Genomic DNA, 20,392 nt, shown 5'->3' with positions numbered 1-20,392 from the left:
GCATCCAGGGATTTCCGCAGCCCTTGTCGGCGACCACCTCGGCCCGGCCCCTTGGCGACGATTCACCGTGCCATCAGGCAAAATCCAGAACATCGGGAAAGCTTGGCGTCAGGTCTGCCGAGAGGCCCAGCTTGAAGAATGGAACAGTATCAATGGCACTGACGAAGAAGGGCGAGTTCTGGTACGGGACGACTTCCGGCGACACCCAAGCCGAGCTGCGCAGCTACAGCATTGCGAATCTTCATGAGGCCGTCCGGTTTGCCTCGTCCAAATGCGATTGCGGGTGCCGGACTTTTGCGCTGCAGACGGATGAAGAAGCAGGCGTGGCCATCCGCACCTGCACCGACTGCGGGCAGGAACACCTGATGGGCGACAGCGCGGAATATGTTGAAGAGGCCACCCCCGAGGCACACGAGTGCGTGTGCGAGAACGAGACGTTCGAACTGATGTCCGGCGTCTCCGTGTACGAGGGCACACACGACGTGCGCTGGTACTACATCGCTTGCCACTGCGTGGAATGCAATCTGGTTGGTGTCTTCGCAGACTGGAAGTGTGAAGCGGGTGATGCGGCGGCCTTCCTCGCCAAGGTGTGAGCGCGTGGGATCAAGACGCGCTGCTCCAACATCTGGTCAAGCGGGTTTGCCGGGTGCATGCAGGCGATAGCGCAAAAAACGAGTCCCCTCGATATCCAATGCGCCATCTGGCCGAAATCCCATCTTGAGAACTCCTTTTATTCTGGTTCTTGAAGGTGGCAGCAAAATCGTGATGGAGTTCAGCCCCAAGCCAGTGAATGCACGTTTCACTATCTCTTGATAGATGGCCTTGCCACTTCCCCAGAACTTGGGGTGAAGCACCAAAGCGAGGTCGGCATCACCTTCCTCGTACTGCAAGCCGCCCCAGCCGGCAAATTGCTGATCAATTTCAAACGCCCACGGCCCATAGCCGTATTGCTGCCACTGGGCATCTTTTTGCTGAGCCCATTCATTTGCTTTCGCCAGGTCGAAATCCGCACTTCCAAGCGGCATTTGTCGCAGCACATCTGGATTGTTGTTCAGCGAAACAATATGAGCCGGATCAACTTCAGTGAGCCGCTTGAATTTCAAAATCATGCCTGTATCTGGTTGTCTATCCATCAAATTCAAAGCGTACCAAAACGGTGGTTGCCGAATGTGTATCTGAGCGTCAACCAAGGGGGCAGCAGTCCACAGTAAGGGGTTGCTGCTGCAAGGCAGGCCCCAGCGGCCTGCTTCCAGCTAGCCCTGGTATCGCAGGTGAATAAGAGGATATGGGCGTCCCTGCGAATCCACCTGCGAACGTCCAGTTTCAACGAACCCCATCCGTTGATAGAAGCCAACCGCTTGGGAGTTCTGCATGTTGACGTCTGTGCTCAATGCCCCGTGCAGCGCCAATCCATGCTGCAACAACTTGCGGCCGATGCCGGTGCCGCGGACATCCGGATCGATGAACAGCGCCTCCATGTGCGTGCCATCGATCAGCATGAAGCCATGGGGCTGGTCATGTTCATCCACAGCAACAGTCACCGGCGCATGAGGCAGAAACTCGACCACTTCGGCATCAATTGCCTTTCGATCATCGGGACTGAGAAAGTGATGGGTGGCGTCTACGGAACGCCGCCAAAGGTCAACCAGAGCGGCGCCATCTTCAGGACGTGATGTGCGGAGTGTGTACATGGCAACTTTGCAAATGATTCAGCGTTGCGTGAAGTATGACGGGACACACCTGCGAAGTCGCCTCGGCCCCCGTTGTACACACTCAACGGCGGCGCTGTTTCGGCAGCACTTATGCATGGGCCGCAACAGGAAACTTTGCGGAGCCCCTGTGTCCCGCCGGCAACTCATCTGAAACCCGTCGCTGGGGCGGCTTTGCCTTGGTGACAGTTTGGCTTCACTTTCTGATCAGCGGTGCGCAACCACCGCTCAACGCTCGGCGACGCACCGCCACCAGACCCGCCGCCAGCAGCGAAAGCAGCGCCAGCGCCCAGGGCCCGAGTGCGGGGATGGCCTGCGGGGCCAGCAGCACGGGCATGCCGGGGTCGGTGATCTGGTTGGGCACGGAATCGCTGTCACCCACGCCGCCATCGGCCAGGGTGAAGGTCACGCTCAGGCCGTCGGGCGCAAACTGCGCGCCCGGCAGCGCATACCAGTGCGGCTGCGCGCAGGCAGCGCCGGTGCAGCCCAGCCCGTCGGGGCTGGGGCCGTATTTGTAATAAACGGCCCCCTGCGGCACTGGTGTGGTGAAGTGCACGGTCACCTGTGCATCTGCATTGCCAGCGACACGCCCCAGCACCAGGCCCAGCGGCGCGTGCACCGCACGCACATGGGACGGCAAGGGCGCGGGCAAGGTGGAGGCAAAGGCGGCGTTGCTGATCTCCCAGCCGTTCGCGCTGTCCACCTCCACCGCCCCCAGATTGCCGTTGCCGCCCGCACTCTGCCACGGTGCGCTGCACTGCTGCGCTGCGCCGCCATATTCACCGCTGCACTGCCATTTGTATTGGCCGCCAGCGGATAGCACGATCCCTGGCGTGCCCGTGGCGCATAGATTCGCGCTGGGCTTGAAGGCCACAGCGCCATTGGCCGCTGAGCCGCAGGTGGCATCGACCGGGTCGTGGGTGAAAGTGGCCGAAACGCTGCGCGGGCTGGTCACACTGGTGAGCTGGCATGCACCCGTGCCCGTGCAATCGCCTGACCAACTGGTGAAGTGGTAACCCGCATCGGGCGTGGCGGTGCAGCTTGCGTCCTGCCCATGGTTAACCGGGTTGGGTGCGCAGGTGACCGTGCCGTTAGTTGTGGCGGGGGTGATGCTGATGGGGTAAGTGTTCAGCGCGAAGGTGGCGCTCACGCTGAGCGCGCTGGTCACGTTGGTGAGCTGGCATGCCCCCGTGCCCGTGCAATCGCCTGACCAACTGGTGAAGTGGTAACCCGCATCGGGCGTGGCGGTGCAGCTTGCGTCCTGGCCGTGGGTCACGGGGTTGGGCGTGCAGGTGACTGTGCCATTGGTGGTGGCGGGGGTGATGCCGATGGAATAGGTGTTGAGCACAAATGTGGCACTCACGCTGCGCGGGCTGGTCACATTTGTGAGTTGGCATGCCCCCGCCTCCGTGCAATCGCCCGACCAACTGGTGAAGTGGTAACCCGTATCGGGCGTGGCGGTGCAGCTTGCGCCCTGCCCATGGTTAACGGGGTTGGGTGCGCAGGTGACCGTGCCGTTGGCCGGGGCGGGGACGATGCCGATGGAATAGGTGTTGAGCACAAATGAGGCGCTCACGCTGCGCGGGCTCGTCACGTTAGTTAGCTGGCATGCACCTGTGCCCGCGCAATCGCCTGACCAACTGGTGAAGTGGTAACCCGCATCAGGCGTGGCGGTGCAGCTTGCGCCCTGCCCATGGTTAACGGGGTTGGGTGCGCAGGTGACCGTGCCGTTGGCCGGGGCGGGGACGATGCCGATGGAATAGGTGTTGAGCACAAATGAGGCGCTCACGCTGCGCGGGCTCGTCACGTTAGTTAGCTGGCATGCACCTGTGCCCGCGCAATCGCCTGACCAACTGGTGAAGTGGTAACCCGCATCAGGCGTGGCGGTGCAGCTTGCGTCCTGGCCGTGGGTGACGGGGTTGGGTGCGCAGGTGACCGTGCCGTTGGTTGTGGCGGGGGTGATGCTGATGGGGTAGGTGTTCAGCGCGAAGGTGGCACTCACGCTGCGCGGGCTGGTCACGTTAGTTAGCTGGCATGCACCTGTGCCCGCGCAATCGCCTGACCAACTGGTGAAGTGGTAACCCGCATCAGGCGTGGCGGTGCAGCTTGCGTCCTGCCCATGGTTAACGGGGTTGGGTGCGCAGGTGACCGTGCCGTTGACGGCGGCGGGGGTGGCGATGGAGTGGGTGTTGGGCGTGAAGGTGGCCGAGACGGTGCGCGACGCGGTCACGCTGGTGAACTGGCATGCACCTGTGCCCGTGCAATCGCCCGACCAACTGGTGAAGTGGTAGCCCGCATCGGGCGTGGCGGTGCAGCTTGCATCCTGGCCGTGGGTGACGGGGTTGGGCGTGCAGGTGACTGTGCCGTTGGCCGGGGCGGGGACGATGCCGATGGAATAGGTGTTGAGCACAAATGTGGCACCCACGCTGCGCGGGCTGGTCACGTTGTAGAGAATGCACGCGCTGGCAGTGCCCGAGCAATCGCCCGACCAATGGGTGAAGTGGTAGCCCATAGCGGGCGAGGCGACGCAGATCGTGTCTTGTCCATGGGGCACGGGGTTGGGCGTGCAGTTCACGCTGCCGCCGGTGACGGCGGGGGTGGCAATGGCATAGGTAATGGGCGCGAAGGTGGCTCCCACGCTGTGCGCGCTGGTCACGTTGGTGAACTGGCATGCACCCGTGCCCGCGCAATCGCCCGTCCAGCCGGTGAACTGAAAGCCCGTTTGCGGCGTGGCAGTGCAGCTAGCGCTCTGGCCGTGGGGCACGGGGTTGGGCGTGCACGACATGCTCCCGCCTGTGGTGGCAGTGGTGGTGATGGCGTAGGTGATGAGCGTCGTATTGGCAGAGACGGTGGTAGCCCCGAGAACCACGGGCTGGCAAGCCCCCACGCCGCTGCATGCGCCGCCCCAGCCGCTGAAGGGGCGGGCGACAGGGTCGTGCACCGTGGCCGCGCAGGTGGCGCTGGAGCCATGGGTCACGGGGTTCGGGGTGCACTGTGCGCTGGCAATGCCCGCATCCGTGTTGACTGTCACCATGTATTGGCGCGGTGCCAGGCAAGTAGCCGTGGTGCCGCCGCTGATGCCTGCGCAATTCCAGCGGAAGGCGTCGGCCGCGGCAGACTGGTTGGTGGCCGAACCGGCGCTGCACAAGAGGGTTGGCAAGGTGAGCGAAGGCGCCGTGCTGCCACACATGCCGTTGGTGGGCGGCGGGGCGAAGGTGGCGCTGATGGTGCAATTGCCGGTAATGGTCGCAGTGGTGTAGGTGTTGCCCGCAAGCGATCCGCCGCAGCCGCTGACCTGCACCGTATAGCCCGGTGGCGTGGTGAGCGTGAAGCTGGCCTGCTGCCCCGCCGCTACATCGCGCCCCGCCTCGATGCTGCCGCCGCCCGTGGCCTGGGAGGTAACGAGGTAGGCGCGAGGCACGGAGCATTGCGGCGAAGGGTTGCCGCCGTAGCTGCTCTGGCACACCCAGGAGAAGGAGTAGGTTTCACCCATCACGCCGCTGGTCGTACCCACGCTGCACAGCAAGGCGTCTGGCGGATAGCGGCGAGGCGTGGCGCTGCTGGCACTGCCGCACACGCCATCGAGCTGCACGGAACCGGCCTCGACCGTCATGCCGATGGAGGTCTGCGGCTCGGCCACCCAGGCTGGGTTGTGGCTCGCGCCCGAATACCAGGTCAGCCCGTCGTTGGTGGCCGTGGTGATCTGGCGGCGGATCATGGTCTGGCCGATGCTGCGCACCACCACCCAGGCAAAGTCGCCCGCCGCCACGATGCGGTCGCCCGTGAACACGCGCATGCCTGGCGTGGCCGCGTCGGCGGTGAAGGGGGTGCAGGCCGTCATGTCCGCGAACGGCGTGGCGGCGCTGGCGTCGGTTGCGCACACTTGCAGCTCGAACTGGTCGATCTGGGTGAGATTCATCTTCACCTGCGTGATGCGCAGCGACTGGCTGCCAATCGGGATCCGGTTGGCCACCCACAGGTTGGTGTGGTAGCTGGAGTTGTGCTGGATGAGCCACGGGTCATTGGCGGCTGCCAGGTTGTCGAATACCGTGACTGCACCAGCAGACACTGAAGCCGCCGCCGTCAGCAGCAGCATGGCAATTCGAAGGGCAAGGGTTTTCATGGCGATGCGGTGGGTGGGTGGAGCTGTGTTCCACCCAGCCGCGATCGGCCATGAAAAATGCTTTCAGCACTTGTGTATCAAGCGCTGAAAGCCATGTTTATGGAAGCGTGTGGCACGGGTGGATGCGCACTGCCGGCCATCTTGCGGGCGCGCAGCCCTGGTGGCTTGACTGTGCGTTCGTGCCGCGCTTGACTGGACGTTTCGCAAGCCTCAGCCCCCCAAAAAAGGGGCGTTCCCCTCCCCCTCCCGCGCTATCATCCGCCCCGGCCCCCTGTCCCGGGGCTGATGCTTCAAAACATCCGTCCTATAGCGGCACAGCCTCTCCGAAAGCGAGGCTTGGTACACCGAATCCATCAGTCAATGCAGATGCAATGGCCTGTGGATTCGATCCGCAATGGAGCACGGAACAATGAACGCCGTTTCTCTCGCCTGCGCGCCGTCTTTTGGCGCAGCCCCTCCCTCATGCCAGCCCTTTGTGCCCGGCCAACTGCGGAGGGACATGGCATGAACCCCACCCAGCCCTCCACCGCCACGGACAGCCACAGCGCCCGGCAGCTGTCCAATGCGCTCACCCAGGTGGACCATCTCGTGCAGCAAGGCTGTGCAGAGATTTCCTCCATCGCCCAGCTCGCCCTGGCGTGGCTGGAGACGCCCAAGGGCCATCGCCACATGGACGTGGTGGCCCGCGCCCTGCAAAGCATCCGCGACAGCGCCGAGACGCTGGCCGACTACGCCGGCACCGAGGCCCAGGCCGTGGGCTGCGGGTTTGACGATCCGGCCGAGATGCGCCGCGCTGAAGCGGCCGAGGCGGCGGCAAAGGCCATGGCCCACCTGTTTGAACGCCGCGCCAATGTGCCGATGCCTGCGCAGGACGGCAGCAGCTGATACGCCAGCGCGCCGGCCGGCCGGCGTTCAGCCCACGTTCAGACCACACTCAGCCCACACTCAGCCCACACTCAGCCGCAGCGCAAGCGCGACCAGCGTGATGGCAAGGACCGGAAGGGTCAGGACGATGCCGACGCGCAGGTAGTAGCCCCAGCCAATCGTCATGCCCTTGCGGGCCAGCACATGGAGCCAGAGCAAGGTGGCCAAGCTGCCGATGGGCGTGATCTTGGGGCCGAGGTCACAGCCGATCACATTGGCATAGACCATGGCTTCCTTCACCAGCCCCGTGGCCCCGGAGTGCTCGATGGACAGGGCGCCCACCAGCACCGTGGGCATGTTGTTCATCACGGAAGACAGGCCCGCCGACAGAAAGCCGGTGCCTATTGCGGCGCCCCACACGCCGCCGCCCGCAAACACTTCCAGCACCCTGGCCAGGGCGCCGGTCAGCCCTGCGTTGCGCAGGCCATAGACCACCAGGTACATGCCCAGTGAGAACACGACGATCTGCCATGGCGCGCCCTTCAGGACCCGGCCTGCGCTGATCACCCGGCCATGGGCGGCGACGGTCAGCAAGAGCAGCGCACAGGCCGCGGCCACGGCGCTGACGGGAACGCCCAGCGGCTCCAGCCCGAAGAAGCCCAGCATCAACAGCGCCAGCACGGCCCAGCCTGCACGGAAGGTGGCCAGGTCCCGGATAGCGGCCGATGGCGGCTGCAGGCGCTCCAAGGCATAGGTGCGGGGCAGATCCTTGCGGAAGAACAGGAACAGCACGCCCAGGCTGGCGGCCACGGCCACCAGGTTCACCGGCACCATGACCGACGCGTAGTCGTTGAAGCCGATGCCGAAGAAGTCCGCCGAGACGATGTTGACCAGGTTGGACACCACCAGCGGCAGGCTGGCCGTGTCCGCGATGAACCCTGCCGCCATGACGAATGCCAGGGTGCTTGCGGCAGAAAAGCCCAGGGCCACCAGCATGGCCATCACGATGGGCGTCAGGATGAGCGCGGCGCCATCGTTGGCAAAGACCGCAGACACCACGGCGCCCAGCAGCACGATGAAGGCAAACAGGCGCCTGCCGCTTGCGCGGCCCCAACGGGCCACGTGCAGTGCAGCCCAAGCGAAGAACCCGGCCTCGTCCAGCAGCAGGCTGATGATGATGACCGCCACGAAGGTGGCGGTTGCGTTCCAGACGATGCCCCAGACGACGGCGACATCGGCCCAGTGCACCACCCCCAGGGCCAATGCCACGATGGCGCCTAGCGACGCGCTCCAGCCGATGCCCAGGCCTGCGGGCTGCCAGATGACCAGGACAAGGGTGGCTGCAAAGATCAGGAGGGCCGCAAGCATGTGCTGTTTTCTTCGAGGATGTGCAGGCGGCAGCGGGGCCGCAGCGGTTTCGGTGGCGGGTGTCGGTAGCAGGTGTCAGTGGCAGGCTTCAGTCACGGGCCAGGTCGCGGGCAGACTGCTGCAGCGCGTGCCTGGCCAGGGACGATGGCGGCAGGTTGACGAGCCGCTCCAGGCGCTGCCGCATGGCCAGCAGGGTCTGGCGGAATGCGGCCTGCCGGCCTTCGTCGCTGCCTTCGGCCTGCGACGGGTCCGCGTAGCCCCAGTGCGCGGTGGCGGGCTGGCCCGGCCAATAGGGGCATGCCTCGCCAGCGGCGCTGTCGCAGACGGTGATGACCAGGTCCATAGGGGGCGCATCAGGCGCGCCGAACTCATCCCAGCTTTTGCTGCGCAGGCCTTCGGTGCACACGCCCGCCTGCTCCAGCGCCGCAATCGCCAGCGGATGGGGCCGCTGGTTGTCGCGGGGGCTGCTGCCTGCGGAGTAGGCCTTGAAGCGCCCGCCGCCGAGGTGATTCAGAAGGCCTTCCGCCAGGATGCTCCGGGCAGAGTTGTGCGTGCACAGAAACAGGACATTCAGGGGTTTGTCGGAAGTCATGGCAGGAAGTGTTAGGGGCGGGGAAACCGGGGGAGCAGCGTCAGCAGGACTTGCAGGACATGTCGGCCACCTCGCATGCCGCGCCTGCACAGCAGTTCTGCGTCAGGAAGCCAAGCAGGCCGTTCATGCGCTCATAGGCGGCGCGGTACACCAGGTTGCGGCTGGCCCGCTCCTGCGTCACCAGGCCCGAGCGGGTCAGTTCCTTGAGATGGAAAGACAGCGTGGTGTTGGCGGCGCCCAGGCTTTCTGCCATGACGCCCGGCGTCAGCCCCTCGGGCCCGGCCACGACGAGCGCGCGGAAGATGCGCAGCCGCAAGGGGTGGGCAAGCGCGGCCAGGGATTCGACGACTTCAGATTCATCCATGGGCAAATCATACGATATTTCAACAAATATGGAAATATAGGCCAGGCCGGCGCTGACCGATCGTGCCAGCCCATGCCAACCCACGCCACCCCATGCGGATGGGCACCCATGGCTGACCGCCGTGCCCGGTTGCCGAAAAGCGCAGGCAACCGGGCGCGGTCCGATCTCAGGCGCCCTGTGGCAGATAGCTCGGCCGGGCCGCCGTCATGCCACGCTTGACCTGCTGGGTGAGCTCGTCGGCCAGCACTTCATCGAGCCCGGCCTCCAGTCCGTCCAGCGCGCGGCTGACGATGTCCTCGGGGCTGGACTTCGGCGCGTCAAGCCCGCGCGTGAGGTCGGTGTCGACATAGGCCATGTGCAGGCCCAGCACCTGTGTCTTCTGCCCTGCAAGCTCGCTGCGCAGGGCGTTGGTGAGTGACCATGCGGCCGACTTGCTGGCCGAATAGGCGGCCAGCTCGCCACCGTTCACCCAGGAGGCCACCGACAGCACATTGAGCAAGGCCCCTCCGCCGTTGGCCTTGAGAACCGGCGCGAAGGCCTGGCTCATGCGCAGCACGGCGAAGAAGTTGGTCTCGAAGATGCGCCTGGCGACCTCTTCGCTGTCGGGCGCCATGAAGCCGCCGGGCTGGGCGATGCCGGCGTTGTTGATCACCAGCGTGACGTCCGACGCCAGCGCGGCGGCGGCGGCCACGTCCTGCGGACGGTTCACGTCCAGCTGCAGGGCATGCACGCCGGGCTGGGTGACCGTGGCGGGGTCGCGCGCGCCGGCGTAGACCTTGCGGGCGCCACGGGCAAGCAGCTCGCGTGCGAAGGCCAGGCCGATGCCGCGATTGGCACCGGTGACGAGAACAACAGCGTTTTCAATTTTCATGGATCGCTCCAGGGGTGGGGAAAAAAACGGGTCAACGGATCTTGATGACGACCTTGCCCTTGGCATGGCCGGCTTCGGCATACGCAAGGGCCTCGTTGGTGGACTCGAATGCGAAGACCTTGTCCACGACCGGGCGGATGGCGCCCGCTTCGATGAGGCGGGTGATCTCGCGCAGCTGGCCGCCGTTGGCCCGCATGAAGAGGAAGGAGTAGTCAATGCCACGGCCTCGCGCCCGGCGCCTGACGCCGGAGCTGAGCAGCCGCATCACCAGCCGCACGAATGCGGGCGCCGCGATGTTTCTGCCAAACGCGGGATCGGGTGGGCCGGAGATGGAGACCAGCTTCGCGCCGCCCTTGAGCACGCGCAGGGATTTGCCAAGCGTCTTGCCGTCCTGGCTGTTTAGCACCACGTCGTAGTCGTGCAGGACGTCCTCGAAGTCCTGCGTGCGGTAGTCGATGACGACATCCGCACCCAGGCTCCTGACCAGCTCGAAGTTGGCCGCGCTCGTGGTGGTGGCCACAGTGGCGCCCAGGTGCCTGGCCAGCTGGATGGCGAACGTGCCCACGCCGCCGGAGCCGGCCTGGATGAAGACCCTTTGCCCCTTCGTCAGCTTCGCTGTCTCCACCAGTGCCTGCCAGGCCGTCAGGCCCACCAGGGGGATGGAGGCCGCCTCTTCCATCGTGAGCCCCTTCGGTTTTGGCGCCAGCGACGACTCCTTGACCGGCACGAACTCCGCGAACGTGCCGATCCGGAAATCGTCCGTGCGTGCATAGACCTCGTCGCCGGGCTTGAACTGCCGCACGCGCGGGCCGGCCTTGACCACCACGCCGGCCACGTCGTGGCCCAGGATCAGGGGCAGGCGATAGGGCAGGATGAGCTTGAATTGCCCGTCCTTGATCTTGGAGTCCAGCTGGTTCACGCCTGCGGCATGGACCTGGACCAGGACTTCGTCGTCACGCAGCTGCGGCTCGGGTACCTCTGCCAGCTGCAAGGCCCGGTTCGCTCCATGGCTTTCCAGAACAAATGCCTTCATGGTCTTCCTTTATATGATGATCATCATATGTAACGGCAAAAAAAATCCAGGCACATGCACAGGGCATGCGCCATCACTGGCTGGCCGGCCCCAGGTGCTTGAGTGCTGCCTCGCGAAGGCTGTCGGACAGGCCAGGGTCATCCACTGCCCGTGCCAGCAGCAGGCTGCCGACCATGGTGGACAAGGTGACGAGCGCGCGCTCATGGGCACCGGGCTGTCCCCAGTCCGGCGATTGGCGGGCGATGAGATCGACCATTTCCTTGATGTGGCCCGTGGCCACGCGGCGCACCTCCGGCGCCTGGCGCGACGTCTCGGAGCCCAGGGCCGCCAGGGGGCAGCCCACCTCGGCGCGCTGGACATGTTCCTTGGAAAGATAGGCGGCCAGCATGGCCTGCAGCACCATGCCGGGCGGCGCCTTGGCCACCACGTCGGCGACAGCGGCACAGGACTCGGCGCAGGCCTTGCCCGCCGCTTCGGCCAGCATGGCGTCGCGCGAGGCGAAATGGGCGTAGAAGGCGCCGTGCGTCAGGCCCGCCTCCTTCATGATGTCCGCCACCCCGGTGCCGCCATAGCCGCTGCGGCGGATGGCACGCGCCGCCACGGAGACGATGCGCTCATGCGTGGCCTCCTTGGCGGAAGCGCGGGCGCTGGAATTTGTGTTTCGCATGATGGTCATCATACATTGTTTGCGCCATGCACGCGCCGCAGATGGGACATCCGCCCGCAGCCATTGCATGGACAATCCTGGCATGTCTGCTGCTGCTTCACACAACAATCCATCCCGCCCCGTGCTCATTGCCGGCGGCGGCATCGGTGGCATGGCCACTGCCCTCACGCTGCACCAGATCGGCGTGCCCTGCATCGTGTTCGAGTCGGTGGCGCAGTTGCAGCCGCTGGGCGTGGGCATCAACCTGCAGCCGAACGCGGTGCGGGAACTGCATGACCTGGGCTTCGGCAACGATGTGCTGGACACCATCGGCCTGCAGGCGCGGGAATGGGCGCTGGTGGGCCGCAACGGCAACGAGGTGTATGCCGAGCCGCGCGGGCTGCAGGCGGGCTACCACTGGCCTCAGTACGCGGTGCACCGGGGGCAGCTGCAGATGATGCTGTTCAACGCCGTGCGGGAGCGCCTGGGCGACGATGCCGTGCAACTGGGCCGGCGCGTGGTGGGCTACCGGCAGGATGCCGACGGCGTGACCGCGCTCATCGACACCCGCGATGGCCAGCGGCTGGAGGTGCAAGGCTCGCTGCTGGTGGCGGCCGATGGCCTGCACTCGGCCGTGCGCGCGCAGATGCACCCCGCGCAGCCGCCCATCCAGTGGGGCGGCGCCATCATGTGGCGCGGCACCACGCCGGGCGTGCCGGTGCGCACCGGTGCGTCCTTCGTGGGCGTGGGCTCGCTGCGCCATCGCGTGGTGCTGTACCCCATCACGCCGCCGGACCCCGTCACGGGCTTGGCCACCATCAACTGGATCGCCGAGATCACGGTGGACAACGACGGCGGCTGGCAGCAAGGCGACTGGAACCGGCGCGTGGCGCTGGAGGAATTCATCCACCACTTCGACGGCTGGGACTACGGCTGGCTGGACGTGCCGGCCATGCTGCGCGGCGCCACGGATATCTTCGAGTACCCCATGATCGACCGCGACCCCGTGCCCACCTGGGTGGACGGCCGCGTGGCCTTGCTGGGCGATGCGGCGCACGTGATGTACCCCGTGGGCTCCAACGGCGCCAGCCAGGCCATCGTGGACGCGCGCGTGCTGGGCGCGCAGCTGCTGGACCACGGCGTGGGTCCGCAGGCGCTGCGCGCCTATGACGACAGACTGTGCAAGGACATCTCGGCCCTGGTTCTGCGCAACCGCGGGGCCGGCCCCTTCGGCCTGCTGGGGCTGGTGGACGAGCGCTGCGGCGGCGTCTTCGACCATATCGACGAGGTGCTGCCGCGCGAGGAGCGCGAGGGCTTCATGGCCCGCTACAAGGCAGCAGCCGGCTATGCGATCGAGACGCTCAATGCCGCAGCCCCCACCATCGCACCCGGTCGGCGCATGGCCAGCACGTGACCGGCGCATGACCGGCGCGTGACCAGGGACTGAGCCCTTGTGCGGCAGCAAGGGCCGCGAGTCGCCATAATCGGCCCTTGCCCCTGGCAGCCATCCCCAGATTTACATCACAGACCAAGCAGGAAGACCACATGCCCATCAAATCCATTCTGAAATCCACCGTGGTGACGCTGGCGATCGTGGGCAGTGGATCGCTTTTTGCGCAGGGCGCGCCCCTGAACACAGCGGCGTTTGACGCCCTGGTGGCTCAGGGCCCCGTCGCCGACGCCGCGACCATTGCATCGAGCACCTGGGCCAGCAAGATCAAGCAGACCGGCACGCTGCGCCTGGGCAGCACCCAGACCTCCAATCTGTTCTCCCTGCTCAACGAGAAGGACGGCAAGATCCGCGGCTTCGACGCAGGCCTGGCCCAGCTGCTCACGCGCTACATCCTGGGCGATGCGTCCAAGTACCAGTTCGCACAGGTGACCTCGTCCACGCGCGAGCAGGTGCTCATCAACAACCAGGCGGACATGGTGGTCGCCACCTACTCCATTACCCCCGCACGCGCCGAGAAGATCTCGTTTGCCGGCCCCTACTACACCTCGCAGGCCGGGGTGCTGGTCAAGGCAAGCAACAAGACCGTGCAGTCGTACAGCGATCTGGCAGGCAAGAAGGTGGCCACGCAGGCCGGCTCCACGGGCCCCGCCATCCTGGCGCAGCACGCGCCCAAGGCGGTCGTGCAGGAGTTCCAGACGCACCAGGAGGCGCTGGACTCCCTGCGCCAGGGCCGTGTGGACGCCTACGTGACCGACTACACCCTGCTGCTCAACACCCTGAGCCTGGGCACTGGCGACGCGCGGCTGGCAGGCGCGCCCTTTGGCGCCCAGGATTCCTACGGCATCGGCCTGCCCAAGGGCTCGGACGGCGTGGCCTTCATCAACGCCTTCCTGAAGAAAATCGAAGCCGATGGCACCTGGGCCAAGCTGTGGACCGTCTCCATCGGACAGCGCACCGGCAGCACGGCCGTTCCCACGCCGCCCGCCCTGCCCTGAACGATGGGTGACATCTCCCGGCTCCTCGCCGACCACGGGCCTGCCTTCTGGCAGGCCCTCTTGCTGACCTGGAAGCTCACCGCCTTCTCGTTCCTGCCCGGCTTCCTGCTGGGCGTGGTCGTGACGGTGCTCAGGCTGCTTCCCCTGCCGCCGCTGCGCTTCGTGCTGACGGGCTACGTCGAGATCTTCCGCAACATTCCCAGCGTGGCGCTGCTGATCTTCATCGTGTTCGCGCTGCCCGATCTCAATGTCGTGATCGACTATGAGCCCAGCGTGGTCCTGGCCCTGACCCTGGTTTGCTCCGCGTTCACGGCGGACTATCTGCGCGCGGGCATCAACACCATTGCCGGCAGCCAGATCGAGGCCGCGCTCAGCCTGGGCATGCGGCCCATGCAGATCATCTCGGCCGTGGTGCTGCCGCAGGCGCTGCGCTCGGTGGTGCAGCCGATGACGTCGCTGCTCATTGCGCTGATGCTGTCCACCTCGCTGGCGTCCCAGGTGCCGCTGGCGGGCCGGGAGCTCACGGCGCTCGTGTCCAAGATCGCCAACGACTCCGCCGCCGGCATGGCCGCGTTCGCGGTGGCCGCCGCCCTGTACGTGGCCACCGGATTGCTCATTGCCTGGGTGGGCGCCATCCTGGAAAAGAAGCTGCGGATACTGCGATGAGCCGTTCTCTGGAAGACATTCTGTTTGGCGCGCCCAGCCCGCAGGCCAGGAAGATCACGCAGGTGGTCAGCCTGATCGCCGCGGCCGGGCTGATTGCGCTGGCTGCGGGCGTCGTGTGGCGTTTTCATTCCGCAGGCCAGCTCGAGGCCCGGTTCTGGGAATTCTTCGCCTGGCCCACCACCTGGGCCTTTCTGGCCAAGGGCCTGCTCGGCACGCTGGCGTCCTCGGCCATGGCCGCCGTGATTGCGCTGAGCCTTGGGCTGGTGCTGCTGGCGGGGCGCCTGGCGCGGCCACGCATCGTGCGCTGGCCCAGCATCGCCGTCATCGAATTCCTGCGCGGCACGCCCACGCTGCTGCTGATCTATGTGTGCTTTCTGGTGCTTCCCGCAGCCGGCATCAAGCTCGGCACGTACTGGATGCTGACCCTGCCCATAGGCCTGAGCACCGCCGCCGTGGTGGCCGAGGTCTACCGCGCAGGCGTGCTGGCCGTCCCTCGCGGCCAGACCGATGCCGCGCGAAGCCTGGGGCTGACCGAGGTCCAGGTCTTCCGGTTCGTCGTCTTCCCGCAGGCCCTGCGCTACATCGTCCCGGCCCTGGTCGCGCAACTGGTCATCGTGGTCAAGGACACCACCTTCGGCTACATCGTCACCTACGGCGAGCTCATGCAGAACGCCAAGGTGCTCATCGCCAACTACCACGCGCTGGTGCCCGTGTACCTGGTGGTGGCGGTGCTGTACTGCCTGGTGAACTACGCGATATCGAGGGCGAGCAGGCGGCTGAGCCGGCCGGTGCACTGAGCCTCGTCACGAACGGCTTGTCGCGAGAGCACGGCTTGCAACTGCCATTGCCATGGCCAGGGCAACGACGATCAGAACGGCCGAGACTGCGAACGTGATCCGCATCGCGTTGGCAACGGCCTCGGGATGCGCCGTGGCGATGTCGGGCGTCTTTGAAGCGAGCGCGAAAACCGTCCCCATCATGGATGCCCCGGTGATGAGCCCAAGGTTGCGCGACAGGCTGAGCATGCCCGAGATGACGCCGCGCTGGTCTGGATGGACATTCGCCATGACGGCGGTGTTGTTGGCCGCCTGGAAGAGCTGATATCCAGGGGTCAGGACGACGATGGCAGCAACGTATCCCGCCACGCCGAACATCGCCGCAAGCACGGACAGTGCAAATGCACCCGCCGCCATGGCGATGAGCCCGACGATGGCCATGGATGGCGCGCCCCAACAATCGACGGCACGGCCAGAGGGGACACCGCTCAATATGGCGATTAATGGGCCCACCGCCATCACGATGCCGACAATGGCTTCGTTGAGCCCGAGCGCACGGGCGAGGTAGAACGGCCCCACCACCAGCGTCGACATCATCACAGTCGAGACGAGCGCGTTCATGGCAAGGCTTGCGCTGAAGCCTGGATCACGGAACATCGCCAATCGAATCAAGGGCGATGCGGCTTTCGCCTCGGCAAGCACGAAGAGCACGGCACCCAAGGCAGTGGTCAACACAAGAGCCCCGTTGAGCGGACCGAAACTTCCGCGCCCCAGCGTCATGGCCAGTGCGTACGCCACAAGCGTCACAGCCAGCAGCAAGGTGCCCAGATTGTCGAAGCGGGCCCGCCCCGTCTTCTCCCCCCGGCAATCGGCGGGCAGGCAACGGTGCGCGAGAACCCATGCCACGATACCCAGCGGTACGTTGACGAGAAAGATCGCCTGCCAACCGAGTCCGGCGATCAGAATGCCGCCCAGCGATGGACCGAGAGCGGTGCCCATTGCGGACATCGTTCCGAGCAGTCCCATGGCGCTGCCGGTCCTTTCCTTCGGCACCGCCCCAGCGACAAACGCCATGGTGAGGGCCATCATGATGGCCGCGCCAAGACCCTGCACCGCCCGGGCGGCAATCAGCAGCCGGAGCGTGGGCGCCAGGCCGCAAAAGACCGAGGCCAGCGTGAACAGGAAGATGCCGACCAGCAGCAGCCGTCGGCGGCCCATGAGGTCGCCGAGCCGTCCGACGCTGACGATCAGGGCGGTGATGGCCAGCAGATAGGCAAGGACGACCCACTGGACCTGCTGGAAAGAGGCGCCGAACGCCTGAGCCAAGGTCGGCAACCCCACATTGGCGATGCTGGTGCCCAGCGATGACAGCAACATGGATAGCGAAAGGCTGGCAAGCACCCACCGAGTCGACGGCGTCTGCTCTGCACTGTCAGCGGCTATCCCATCTCTTGCTGTCGTGGCTGATTCTGGTGTGATTTTCATCGTTGGCGACTCCCGAAATTGAGCTATCGGAAGCGTAGTTCCCTGCCCGGCATGGCGGAAGGCGCACCACTTTCACTTTATTCGTGCGTCTGGCGCCATGTCACCACACGCCGTGCTACGGTCAATCCATGTCAAGACCCGATCTCAACCTGCTTGTCACCCTGGATGTGCTGCTTGCGGAAGGCAACGTGGCGCGCGCCGCCCAACGGTTGCGGCTGAGCCCGTCAGCGATGAGCCGGGCGTTGGCGCGTTTGCGGGAGACGACGGGCGATCCGCTGCTGGTCCGGGCCGGGCGCGGCCTCGTTCCCACACCTCGGGCGCTCGAACTCCGCGAGCGGGTCAGCCAGCTCGTGCAGGACACGGAAGCGGTTTTGCGCCCTGCCGAGCAGCCCAACCTCCAGCAGCTGGTCCGAACGTTCACACTGCGGACCAGCGAAGGCTTTGTGGAGAATTTCGGACCGGACCTGATTGCCCGCGTCGGCGAGCAAGCGCCTGGCGTTCGCCTTTGCTTTGTGCAGAAGTCAAACAAAGGGAGCGGCCCGCTTCGCGACGGCACGGTCGATCTGGAGACCGGCGTTGTCGGGAGCACGATAGGTCCGGAGGTGCGTGCGCAGGCGTTGTTCCGAGACCGTTTCATTGGCGTCGTACGAATGGGGCACCCGCTGAGCCAGGGCGAGATCACGCCCTCGCGCTATGCGGCCGGCAGGCATATCCTGGTGTCCCGGCGAGGGCAGGACAAGGGCCCCATCGACGAAGCCTTGAGTTCTCTCGACCTGCAACGGCAGATCGTTGCGATCGTTGGCGGCTTTTCAGCGGCGCTGGCCTTGGCCCGGGCCTCCGACCTGATCGCCAGTGTTCCCGAAAGGCACACGGGGAACCTGCGTGCCGGAATGCACAGCTTCCCCCTCCCCGTCCCTGTGCCGGAGATCACGGTCTCACTCCTGTGGCACCCGAGGCTGCATGCCGATCCGGCGCACCGGTGGCTGCGCGGGTGCGTACGGGAGATCTGCTCGGAACAGCACAGCGATTCCTGGTCATGCGAAAAAGCGGCCGAAAGCCCGGCGTGAGAGCGAGCGCGTGAAACCGCGCGTGAAACCGATGGCTATCCGAAGTGCGGCAGCGTGACTACAGCGTGGCCACAGCGTGAAATGAACATGGCGCAGCACACCGTCCCCGGCTATGCTCGGTGCCTTTGCCGTTGCGCAGTCGGTGCCCGCCGGCTCTCCAACGGACCTTGCCTGTTCAGGACCTCCCATGCACATCGAACCCGGCGTCGTCAGCCCCGAGAAAATCGCCCTCAGTTACGTCACTGCCGCAGCGGCCTTCGGCCTGACCGCCGCCCTGGCACGGCAAAGCCTGCGCGACAACGGCGGCGCGCTCGCGCTGCTGGTGCGCAGTGTGATCACCACCGCGCTGGTGTTCAGCTTCTTCGAGGTGTTTCCGCACGAGCCGGTCGGCGTATCCGAGGTCCATCTGATTCTGGGCTCGACCTTGCTGCTGATGTTCGGCGCGGGTGCTGCGGCCATTGGCCTGGCGTGCGGCCTGCTGGTCCAGGGCCTGTTCTTTGCACCCTTCGACCTGCCGCAGTACGGCATGAACGTCACCACCTTGCTGGTGCCGCTGTATGCGGTGAGCCAGCTGGCGCGCCGGCTGATTCCGGCCGGCACGGCCTATGTGGACATCAGCTACCGGCAGGCCCTGGCCCTGTCCACCACCTACCAGGGCGGCATCGTGCTGTGGGTCGCCTTCTGGGCCATCTACGGCCATGGCGCCAGCCTGGCCACCATGACCGAGGTCGCAAGCTTTGGTGCCGCCTACATGTGCGTGGTGCTGGTGGAGCCCCTGGTGGACCTGGCCGTGCTGTGGCTGGCCAAGCGTCTGGCCGCCTTCACGCAAGGGCCGCTTTTCAATACCCGCCTGCACGCAGCGGCCATCTGACAGCCGGCTCCCGGTCACCGCACCCTTGGTGCTCCGCTGTGGCGGGCTGTTCACGACTCCAGCCGCATCCGCGCTGACCAGCGCCACGGCGGCTGCATCACGGAAATCAGGCCGAAAATCAGGCAAGGGGCTCCCGTTCACGGGCCGTCCGATCCGTGACTTCCACCCAACGGACTGCCGCGCAGCAAGGGCCTGAAGGCCCGCATCCTGCGACAATTCGGCCCGCGCGCTCCGCTCCATTTCAATGCGACGGCCCCGACCTGCGCCGCATTGCTCCTTGCCTGGCAGCTATTGCACGGGGCCTGCCTGCGCCGATATCTTCATCGTCCATGGTTCTCGATCCCTTCACCCTGCTCGTTCTCACCACGGCCATGGCCGCCGCCTCGGCGCTGTATCTGGCTGCGGAATGGGGCAGCGTGCGCGAACGCTCGCTGCTGCTGTGGAGCGGGGGGTTTGCCATCATCGCCGTGGGCTGTGTGCTGGCCCTGCTGCGCTCCAGCGGCCATGTGCTGCTGGGCATCTGGTTTCCCAACGGCTTGCTGATCTGCGCGCACTGGCTGTTCCTGGCCGGTGTTGCCGCGTTCACGCACACCCGGCTGCCGCGCCTGTGGTGGCTGGTGGCCGTCGTCTGGCTGGCAATGCTGTTCATGCCCAGCGGGCCGTGGTGGTCCAGGGCAATGCTGGGCATCCAGTCGCTGCTGATCGCCGTCATCAGCCTGCGCGCCGGCCTGATGCTGCGCCCGCACGGCGGCACGCTGGGCGTGGGCGCGGCGCAGCTGCGCTTCGTTCTGCTGGCCCACGGCCTGTTCTATTTCGCCAAGGCCGCCTCGGCCGTGGCGCTGGACACCTTCATCAACCTGGCCAATTTCCACGGCACGGTGATCCTGGTCTCGCTGGTGGAAGGCGTGATGGCGATCATGCTGCTCGCCATGTCCATGACCGGCACGGAGCGCCATCGCCGCGAGGAACGCATCGCGCAGATCGCCGCCCGCGACCCGCTCACCGCCCTGGACAACCGCCGCGCGCTCTATCTGCGCGCACCCCAGCTGCTGGAGCAGGCCTCAGCGGCCAGCCCCTGCGCCCTGCTGCTGATCGATATCGACCACTTCAAGCAGGTCAACGACCTGCACGGCCACGATGCCGGCGACCGCCTGCTGCTGACCCTGAGCGACCTCATCCGCAGCGCACTGCCGCGCGGCGCACTGGCCGCCCGGCTGGGCGGGGACGAGTTCGTGATCGTGCTGCGCAGCGTCGACCACGCGGCAGCGCAGGCGCTGGGCCAGGACTTGCGCGAGGCCTTCGCGCAGCAGGCGCGCACCCTGTTCGAGACGCCGGAACCGGTGTCGCTGAGCATCGGTGCCACCCTGTTCGACCAGCCCGGGGTGGAGCTGTCCCACTGGCTCAAGCAGGCTGACGAAGCCCTCTACACCTCCAAGCGCAAGGGACGGGACCGGATGGAACTGGTCCCGCTTGCGCCCGGGCGGCCGCACTGACGGCGCCGGGGGTGCC

At 66.0% G+C, this 20,392-nt stretch carries 19 protein-coding genes; 9 read left to right on the top strand and 10 right to left on the bottom strand.

What is annotated here, in order from left to right:
* Positions 1 to 152: 152 nt before the first annotated feature.
* Positions 153 to 593 (top strand): hypothetical protein, encoded by a 441-nt coding sequence (locus LGR64_RS08585; protein ID WP_013801890.1) that lies wholly within the window; start codon positions 153 to 155, stop codon positions 591 to 593.
* Between the two features lie 36 nt (positions 594 to 629).
* Here LGR64_RS08585 and LGR64_RS08580 read toward each other — a convergent pair whose 3' ends face one another.
* From LGR64_RS08580 to LGR64_RS08570, 3 genes are all read right to left on the bottom strand, one after another.
* Positions 630 to 1,109 carry a GNAT family N-acetyltransferase gene (locus tag LGR64_RS08580; protein WP_230355259.1) on the bottom strand — a complete coding sequence of 160 codons (480 nt, stop codon included), beginning with the start codon at positions 1,107 to 1,109 and terminating at the stop codon, positions 630 to 632.
* 144 nt (positions 1,110 to 1,253) lie between these two features.
* On the bottom strand, positions 1,254 to 1,691 hold the full coding sequence (locus LGR64_RS08575; RefSeq protein WP_230355258.1) for an acetyltransferase: 438 nt from the start codon (positions 1,689 to 1,691) through the stop codon (positions 1,254 to 1,256).
* Positions 1,692 to 1,905: 214 nt separating this feature from the next.
* A complete protein-coding gene (locus LGR64_RS08570; protein WP_442873821.1) occupies positions 1,906 to 5,805 on the bottom strand; it encodes an IPTL-CTERM sorting domain-containing protein in 3,900 nt (1,299 codons plus the stop codon).
* Between the two features lie 531 nt (positions 5,806 to 6,336).
* On the opposite strand from LGR64_RS08570, the gene LGR64_RS08565 reads away from it, so the two are divergent.
* Positions 6,337 to 6,717 (top strand): hypothetical protein, encoded by a 381-nt coding sequence (locus LGR64_RS08565; protein WP_141831483.1) that lies wholly within the window; start codon positions 6,337 to 6,339, stop codon positions 6,715 to 6,717.
* Between the two features lie 60 nt (positions 6,718 to 6,777).
* Here LGR64_RS08565 and LGR64_RS08560 read toward each other — a convergent pair whose 3' ends face one another.
* The 6 genes from LGR64_RS08560 to LGR64_RS08535 all read right to left on the bottom strand — a co-directional run bounded on the left by LGR64_RS08560 (position 6,778) and on the right by LGR64_RS08535 (position 11,603).
* The gene (locus LGR64_RS08560) at positions 6,778 to 8,064 is read right to left on the bottom strand and encodes an arsenic transporter (RefSeq protein WP_141831482.1); all 1,287 of its coding nucleotides are present in this window, start codon (positions 8,062 to 8,064) and stop codon (positions 6,778 to 6,780) included.
* 88 nt (positions 8,065 to 8,152) lie between these two features.
* Entirely contained in the window at positions 8,153 to 8,656 is a 504-nt protein-coding gene (locus LGR64_RS08555; protein ID WP_230355256.1) for an arsenate reductase ArsC, read from the bottom strand.
* A gap of 40 nt (positions 8,657 to 8,696) precedes the next feature.
* Positions 8,697 to 9,020, bottom strand: a complete 324-nt coding sequence (locus tag LGR64_RS08550; RefSeq protein ID WP_012206185.1) for an ArsR/SmtB family transcription factor — start codon at positions 9,018 to 9,020, stop codon at positions 8,697 to 8,699.
* 166 nt (positions 9,021 to 9,186) lie between these two features.
* Positions 9,187 to 9,891, bottom strand: a complete 705-nt coding sequence (locus LGR64_RS08545; RefSeq protein ID WP_063325626.1) for an SDR family oxidoreductase — start codon at positions 9,889 to 9,891, stop codon at positions 9,187 to 9,189.
* A gap of 31 nt (positions 9,892 to 9,922) precedes the next feature.
* The gene (locus LGR64_RS08540; RefSeq protein ID WP_230355255.1) at positions 9,923 to 10,924 is read right to left on the bottom strand and encodes an NADP-dependent oxidoreductase; all 1,002 of its coding nucleotides are present in this window, start codon (positions 10,922 to 10,924) and stop codon (positions 9,923 to 9,925) included.
* 73 nt (positions 10,925 to 10,997) lie between these two features.
* Positions 10,998 to 11,603: a TetR/AcrR family transcriptional regulator gene (locus LGR64_RS08535; RefSeq protein WP_230355254.1), complete on the bottom strand. Its 606-nt coding sequence runs from the start codon at positions 11,601 to 11,603 to the stop codon at positions 10,998 to 11,000.
* Between the two features lie 70 nt (positions 11,604 to 11,673).
* Between LGR64_RS08535 and LGR64_RS08530 the strand changes: the two genes are divergently transcribed.
* From LGR64_RS08530 to LGR64_RS08515, 4 genes are all read left to right on the top strand, one after another.
* A complete protein-coding gene (locus LGR64_RS08530; RefSeq protein WP_230355253.1) occupies positions 11,674 to 12,984 on the top strand; it encodes a flavin-dependent oxidoreductase in 1,311 nt (436 codons plus the stop codon).
* A gap of 131 nt (positions 12,985 to 13,115) precedes the next feature.
* A complete protein-coding gene (locus LGR64_RS08525) occupies positions 13,116 to 14,018 on the top strand; it encodes a glutamate ABC transporter substrate-binding protein (RefSeq protein ID WP_230355252.1) in 903 nt (300 codons plus the stop codon).
* Between the two features lie 3 nt (positions 14,019 to 14,021).
* Complete coding sequence (locus tag LGR64_RS08520; RefSeq protein ID WP_013801877.1) at positions 14,022 to 14,684, top strand: amino acid ABC transporter permease; 663 nt, start codon at positions 14,022 to 14,024, stop codon at positions 14,682 to 14,684.
* Positions 14,681 to 15,481 (top strand): amino acid ABC transporter permease, encoded by an 801-nt coding sequence (locus tag LGR64_RS08515; RefSeq protein ID WP_013801876.1) that lies wholly within the window; start codon positions 14,681 to 14,683, stop codon positions 15,479 to 15,481. Before LGR64_RS08520 ends, LGR64_RS08515 begins: the two co-directional genes overlap by 4 nt.
* Positions 15,482 to 15,487: 6 nt before the next feature.
* Here LGR64_RS08515 and LGR64_RS08510 read toward each other — a convergent pair whose 3' ends face one another.
* Positions 15,488 to 16,945 (bottom strand): MFS transporter, encoded by a 1,458-nt coding sequence (locus LGR64_RS08510; RefSeq protein ID WP_230355251.1) that lies wholly within the window; start codon positions 16,943 to 16,945, stop codon positions 15,488 to 15,490.
* 128 nt (positions 16,946 to 17,073) lie between these two features.
* Here LGR64_RS08510 and LGR64_RS08505 point away from each other — a divergent pair, with 128 nt between their 5' ends.
* The 3 genes from LGR64_RS08505 to LGR64_RS08495 all read left to right on the top strand — a co-directional run bounded on the left by LGR64_RS08505 (position 17,074) and on the right by LGR64_RS08495 (position 20,376).
* Positions 17,074 to 18,012: a LysR family transcriptional regulator gene (locus tag LGR64_RS08505; RefSeq protein ID WP_034395799.1), complete on the top strand. Its 939-nt coding sequence runs from the start codon at positions 17,074 to 17,076 to the stop codon at positions 18,010 to 18,012.
* 187 nt (positions 18,013 to 18,199) lie between these two features.
* Complete coding sequence (locus LGR64_RS08500) at positions 18,200 to 18,883, top strand: energy-coupling factor ABC transporter permease (protein ID WP_034395797.1); 684 nt, start codon at positions 18,200 to 18,202, stop codon at positions 18,881 to 18,883.
* Positions 18,884 to 19,212: 329 nt separating this feature from the next.
* Complete coding sequence (locus LGR64_RS08495) at positions 19,213 to 20,376, top strand: GGDEF domain-containing protein (protein ID WP_230355250.1); 1,164 nt, start codon at positions 19,213 to 19,215, stop codon at positions 20,374 to 20,376.
* The last annotated feature ends 16 nt before the right edge of the window (positions 20,377 to 20,392 follow it).

Origin of the sequence: Delftia sp. Lp-1, from assembly GCF_020523835.1 — a bacterium.
GTDB lineage: Bacteria > Pseudomonadota > Gammaproteobacteria > Burkholderiales > Burkholderiaceae_C > Comamonas > Comamonas acidovorans.
The sequence above is the reverse complement of the archived record's forward strand: the minus strand, read 5'-3'. Positions and strand labels throughout refer to the sequence as shown.

Excerpts from the sequence above, each read along its gene's own strand:
- LGR64_RS08585 (WP_013801890.1), top strand. The coding sequence starts at position 153 with ATGGCACTGACGAAGAAGGGCGAGTTCTGGTACGGGACGACTTCCGGC.
- LGR64_RS08580 (WP_230355259.1), bottom strand. The coding sequence starts at position 1,109 with ATGATTTTGAAATTCAAGCGGCTCACTGAAGTTGATCCGGCTCATATT.
- LGR64_RS08575 (WP_230355258.1), bottom strand. The coding sequence starts at position 1,691 with ATGTACACACTCCGCACATCACGTCCTGAAGATGGCGCCGCTCTGGTT.
- LGR64_RS08570 (WP_442873821.1), bottom strand. The coding sequence starts at position 5,805 with ATGCTGCTGCTGACGGCGGCGGCTTCAGTGTCTGCTGGTGCAGTCACG.
- LGR64_RS08565 (WP_141831483.1), top strand. The coding sequence starts at position 6,337 with ATGAACCCCACCCAGCCCTCCACCGCCACGGACAGCCACAGCGCCCGG.
- LGR64_RS08560 (WP_141831482.1), bottom strand. The coding sequence starts at position 8,064 with ATGCTTGCGGCCCTCCTGATCTTTGCAGCCACCCTTGTCCTGGTCATC.
- LGR64_RS08555 (WP_230355256.1), bottom strand. The coding sequence starts at position 8,656 with ATGACTTCCGACAAACCCCTGAATGTCCTGTTTCTGTGCACGCACAAC.
- LGR64_RS08550 (WP_012206185.1), bottom strand. The coding sequence starts at position 9,020 with ATGGATGAATCTGAAGTCGTCGAATCCCTGGCCGCGCTTGCCCACCCC.
- LGR64_RS08545 (WP_063325626.1), bottom strand. The coding sequence starts at position 9,891 with ATGAAAATTGAAAACGCTGTTGTTCTCGTCACCGGTGCCAATCGCGGC.
- LGR64_RS08540 (WP_230355255.1), bottom strand. The coding sequence starts at position 10,924 with ATGAAGGCATTTGTTCTGGAAAGCCATGGAGCGAACCGGGCCTTGCAG.
- LGR64_RS08535 (WP_230355254.1), bottom strand. The coding sequence starts at position 11,603 with ATGATGACCATCATGCGAAACACAAATTCCAGCGCCCGCGCTTCCGCC.
- LGR64_RS08530 (WP_230355253.1), top strand. The coding sequence starts at position 11,674 with ATGTCTGCTGCTGCTTCACACAACAATCCATCCCGCCCCGTGCTCATT.
- LGR64_RS08525 (WP_230355252.1), top strand. The coding sequence starts at position 13,116 with ATGCCCATCAAATCCATTCTGAAATCCACCGTGGTGACGCTGGCGATC.
- LGR64_RS08520 (WP_013801877.1), top strand. The coding sequence starts at position 14,022 with ATGGGTGACATCTCCCGGCTCCTCGCCGACCACGGGCCTGCCTTCTGG.
- LGR64_RS08515 (WP_013801876.1), top strand. The coding sequence starts at position 14,681 with ATGAGCCGTTCTCTGGAAGACATTCTGTTTGGCGCGCCCAGCCCGCAG.
- LGR64_RS08510 (WP_230355251.1), bottom strand. The coding sequence starts at position 16,945 with ATGAAAATCACACCAGAATCAGCCACGACAGCAAGAGATGGGATAGCC.
- LGR64_RS08505 (WP_034395799.1), top strand. The coding sequence starts at position 17,074 with ATGTCAAGACCCGATCTCAACCTGCTTGTCACCCTGGATGTGCTGCTT.
- LGR64_RS08500 (WP_034395797.1), top strand. The coding sequence starts at position 18,200 with ATGCACATCGAACCCGGCGTCGTCAGCCCCGAGAAAATCGCCCTCAGT.
- LGR64_RS08495 (WP_230355250.1), top strand. The coding sequence starts at position 19,213 with ATGGTTCTCGATCCCTTCACCCTGCTCGTTCTCACCACGGCCATGGCC.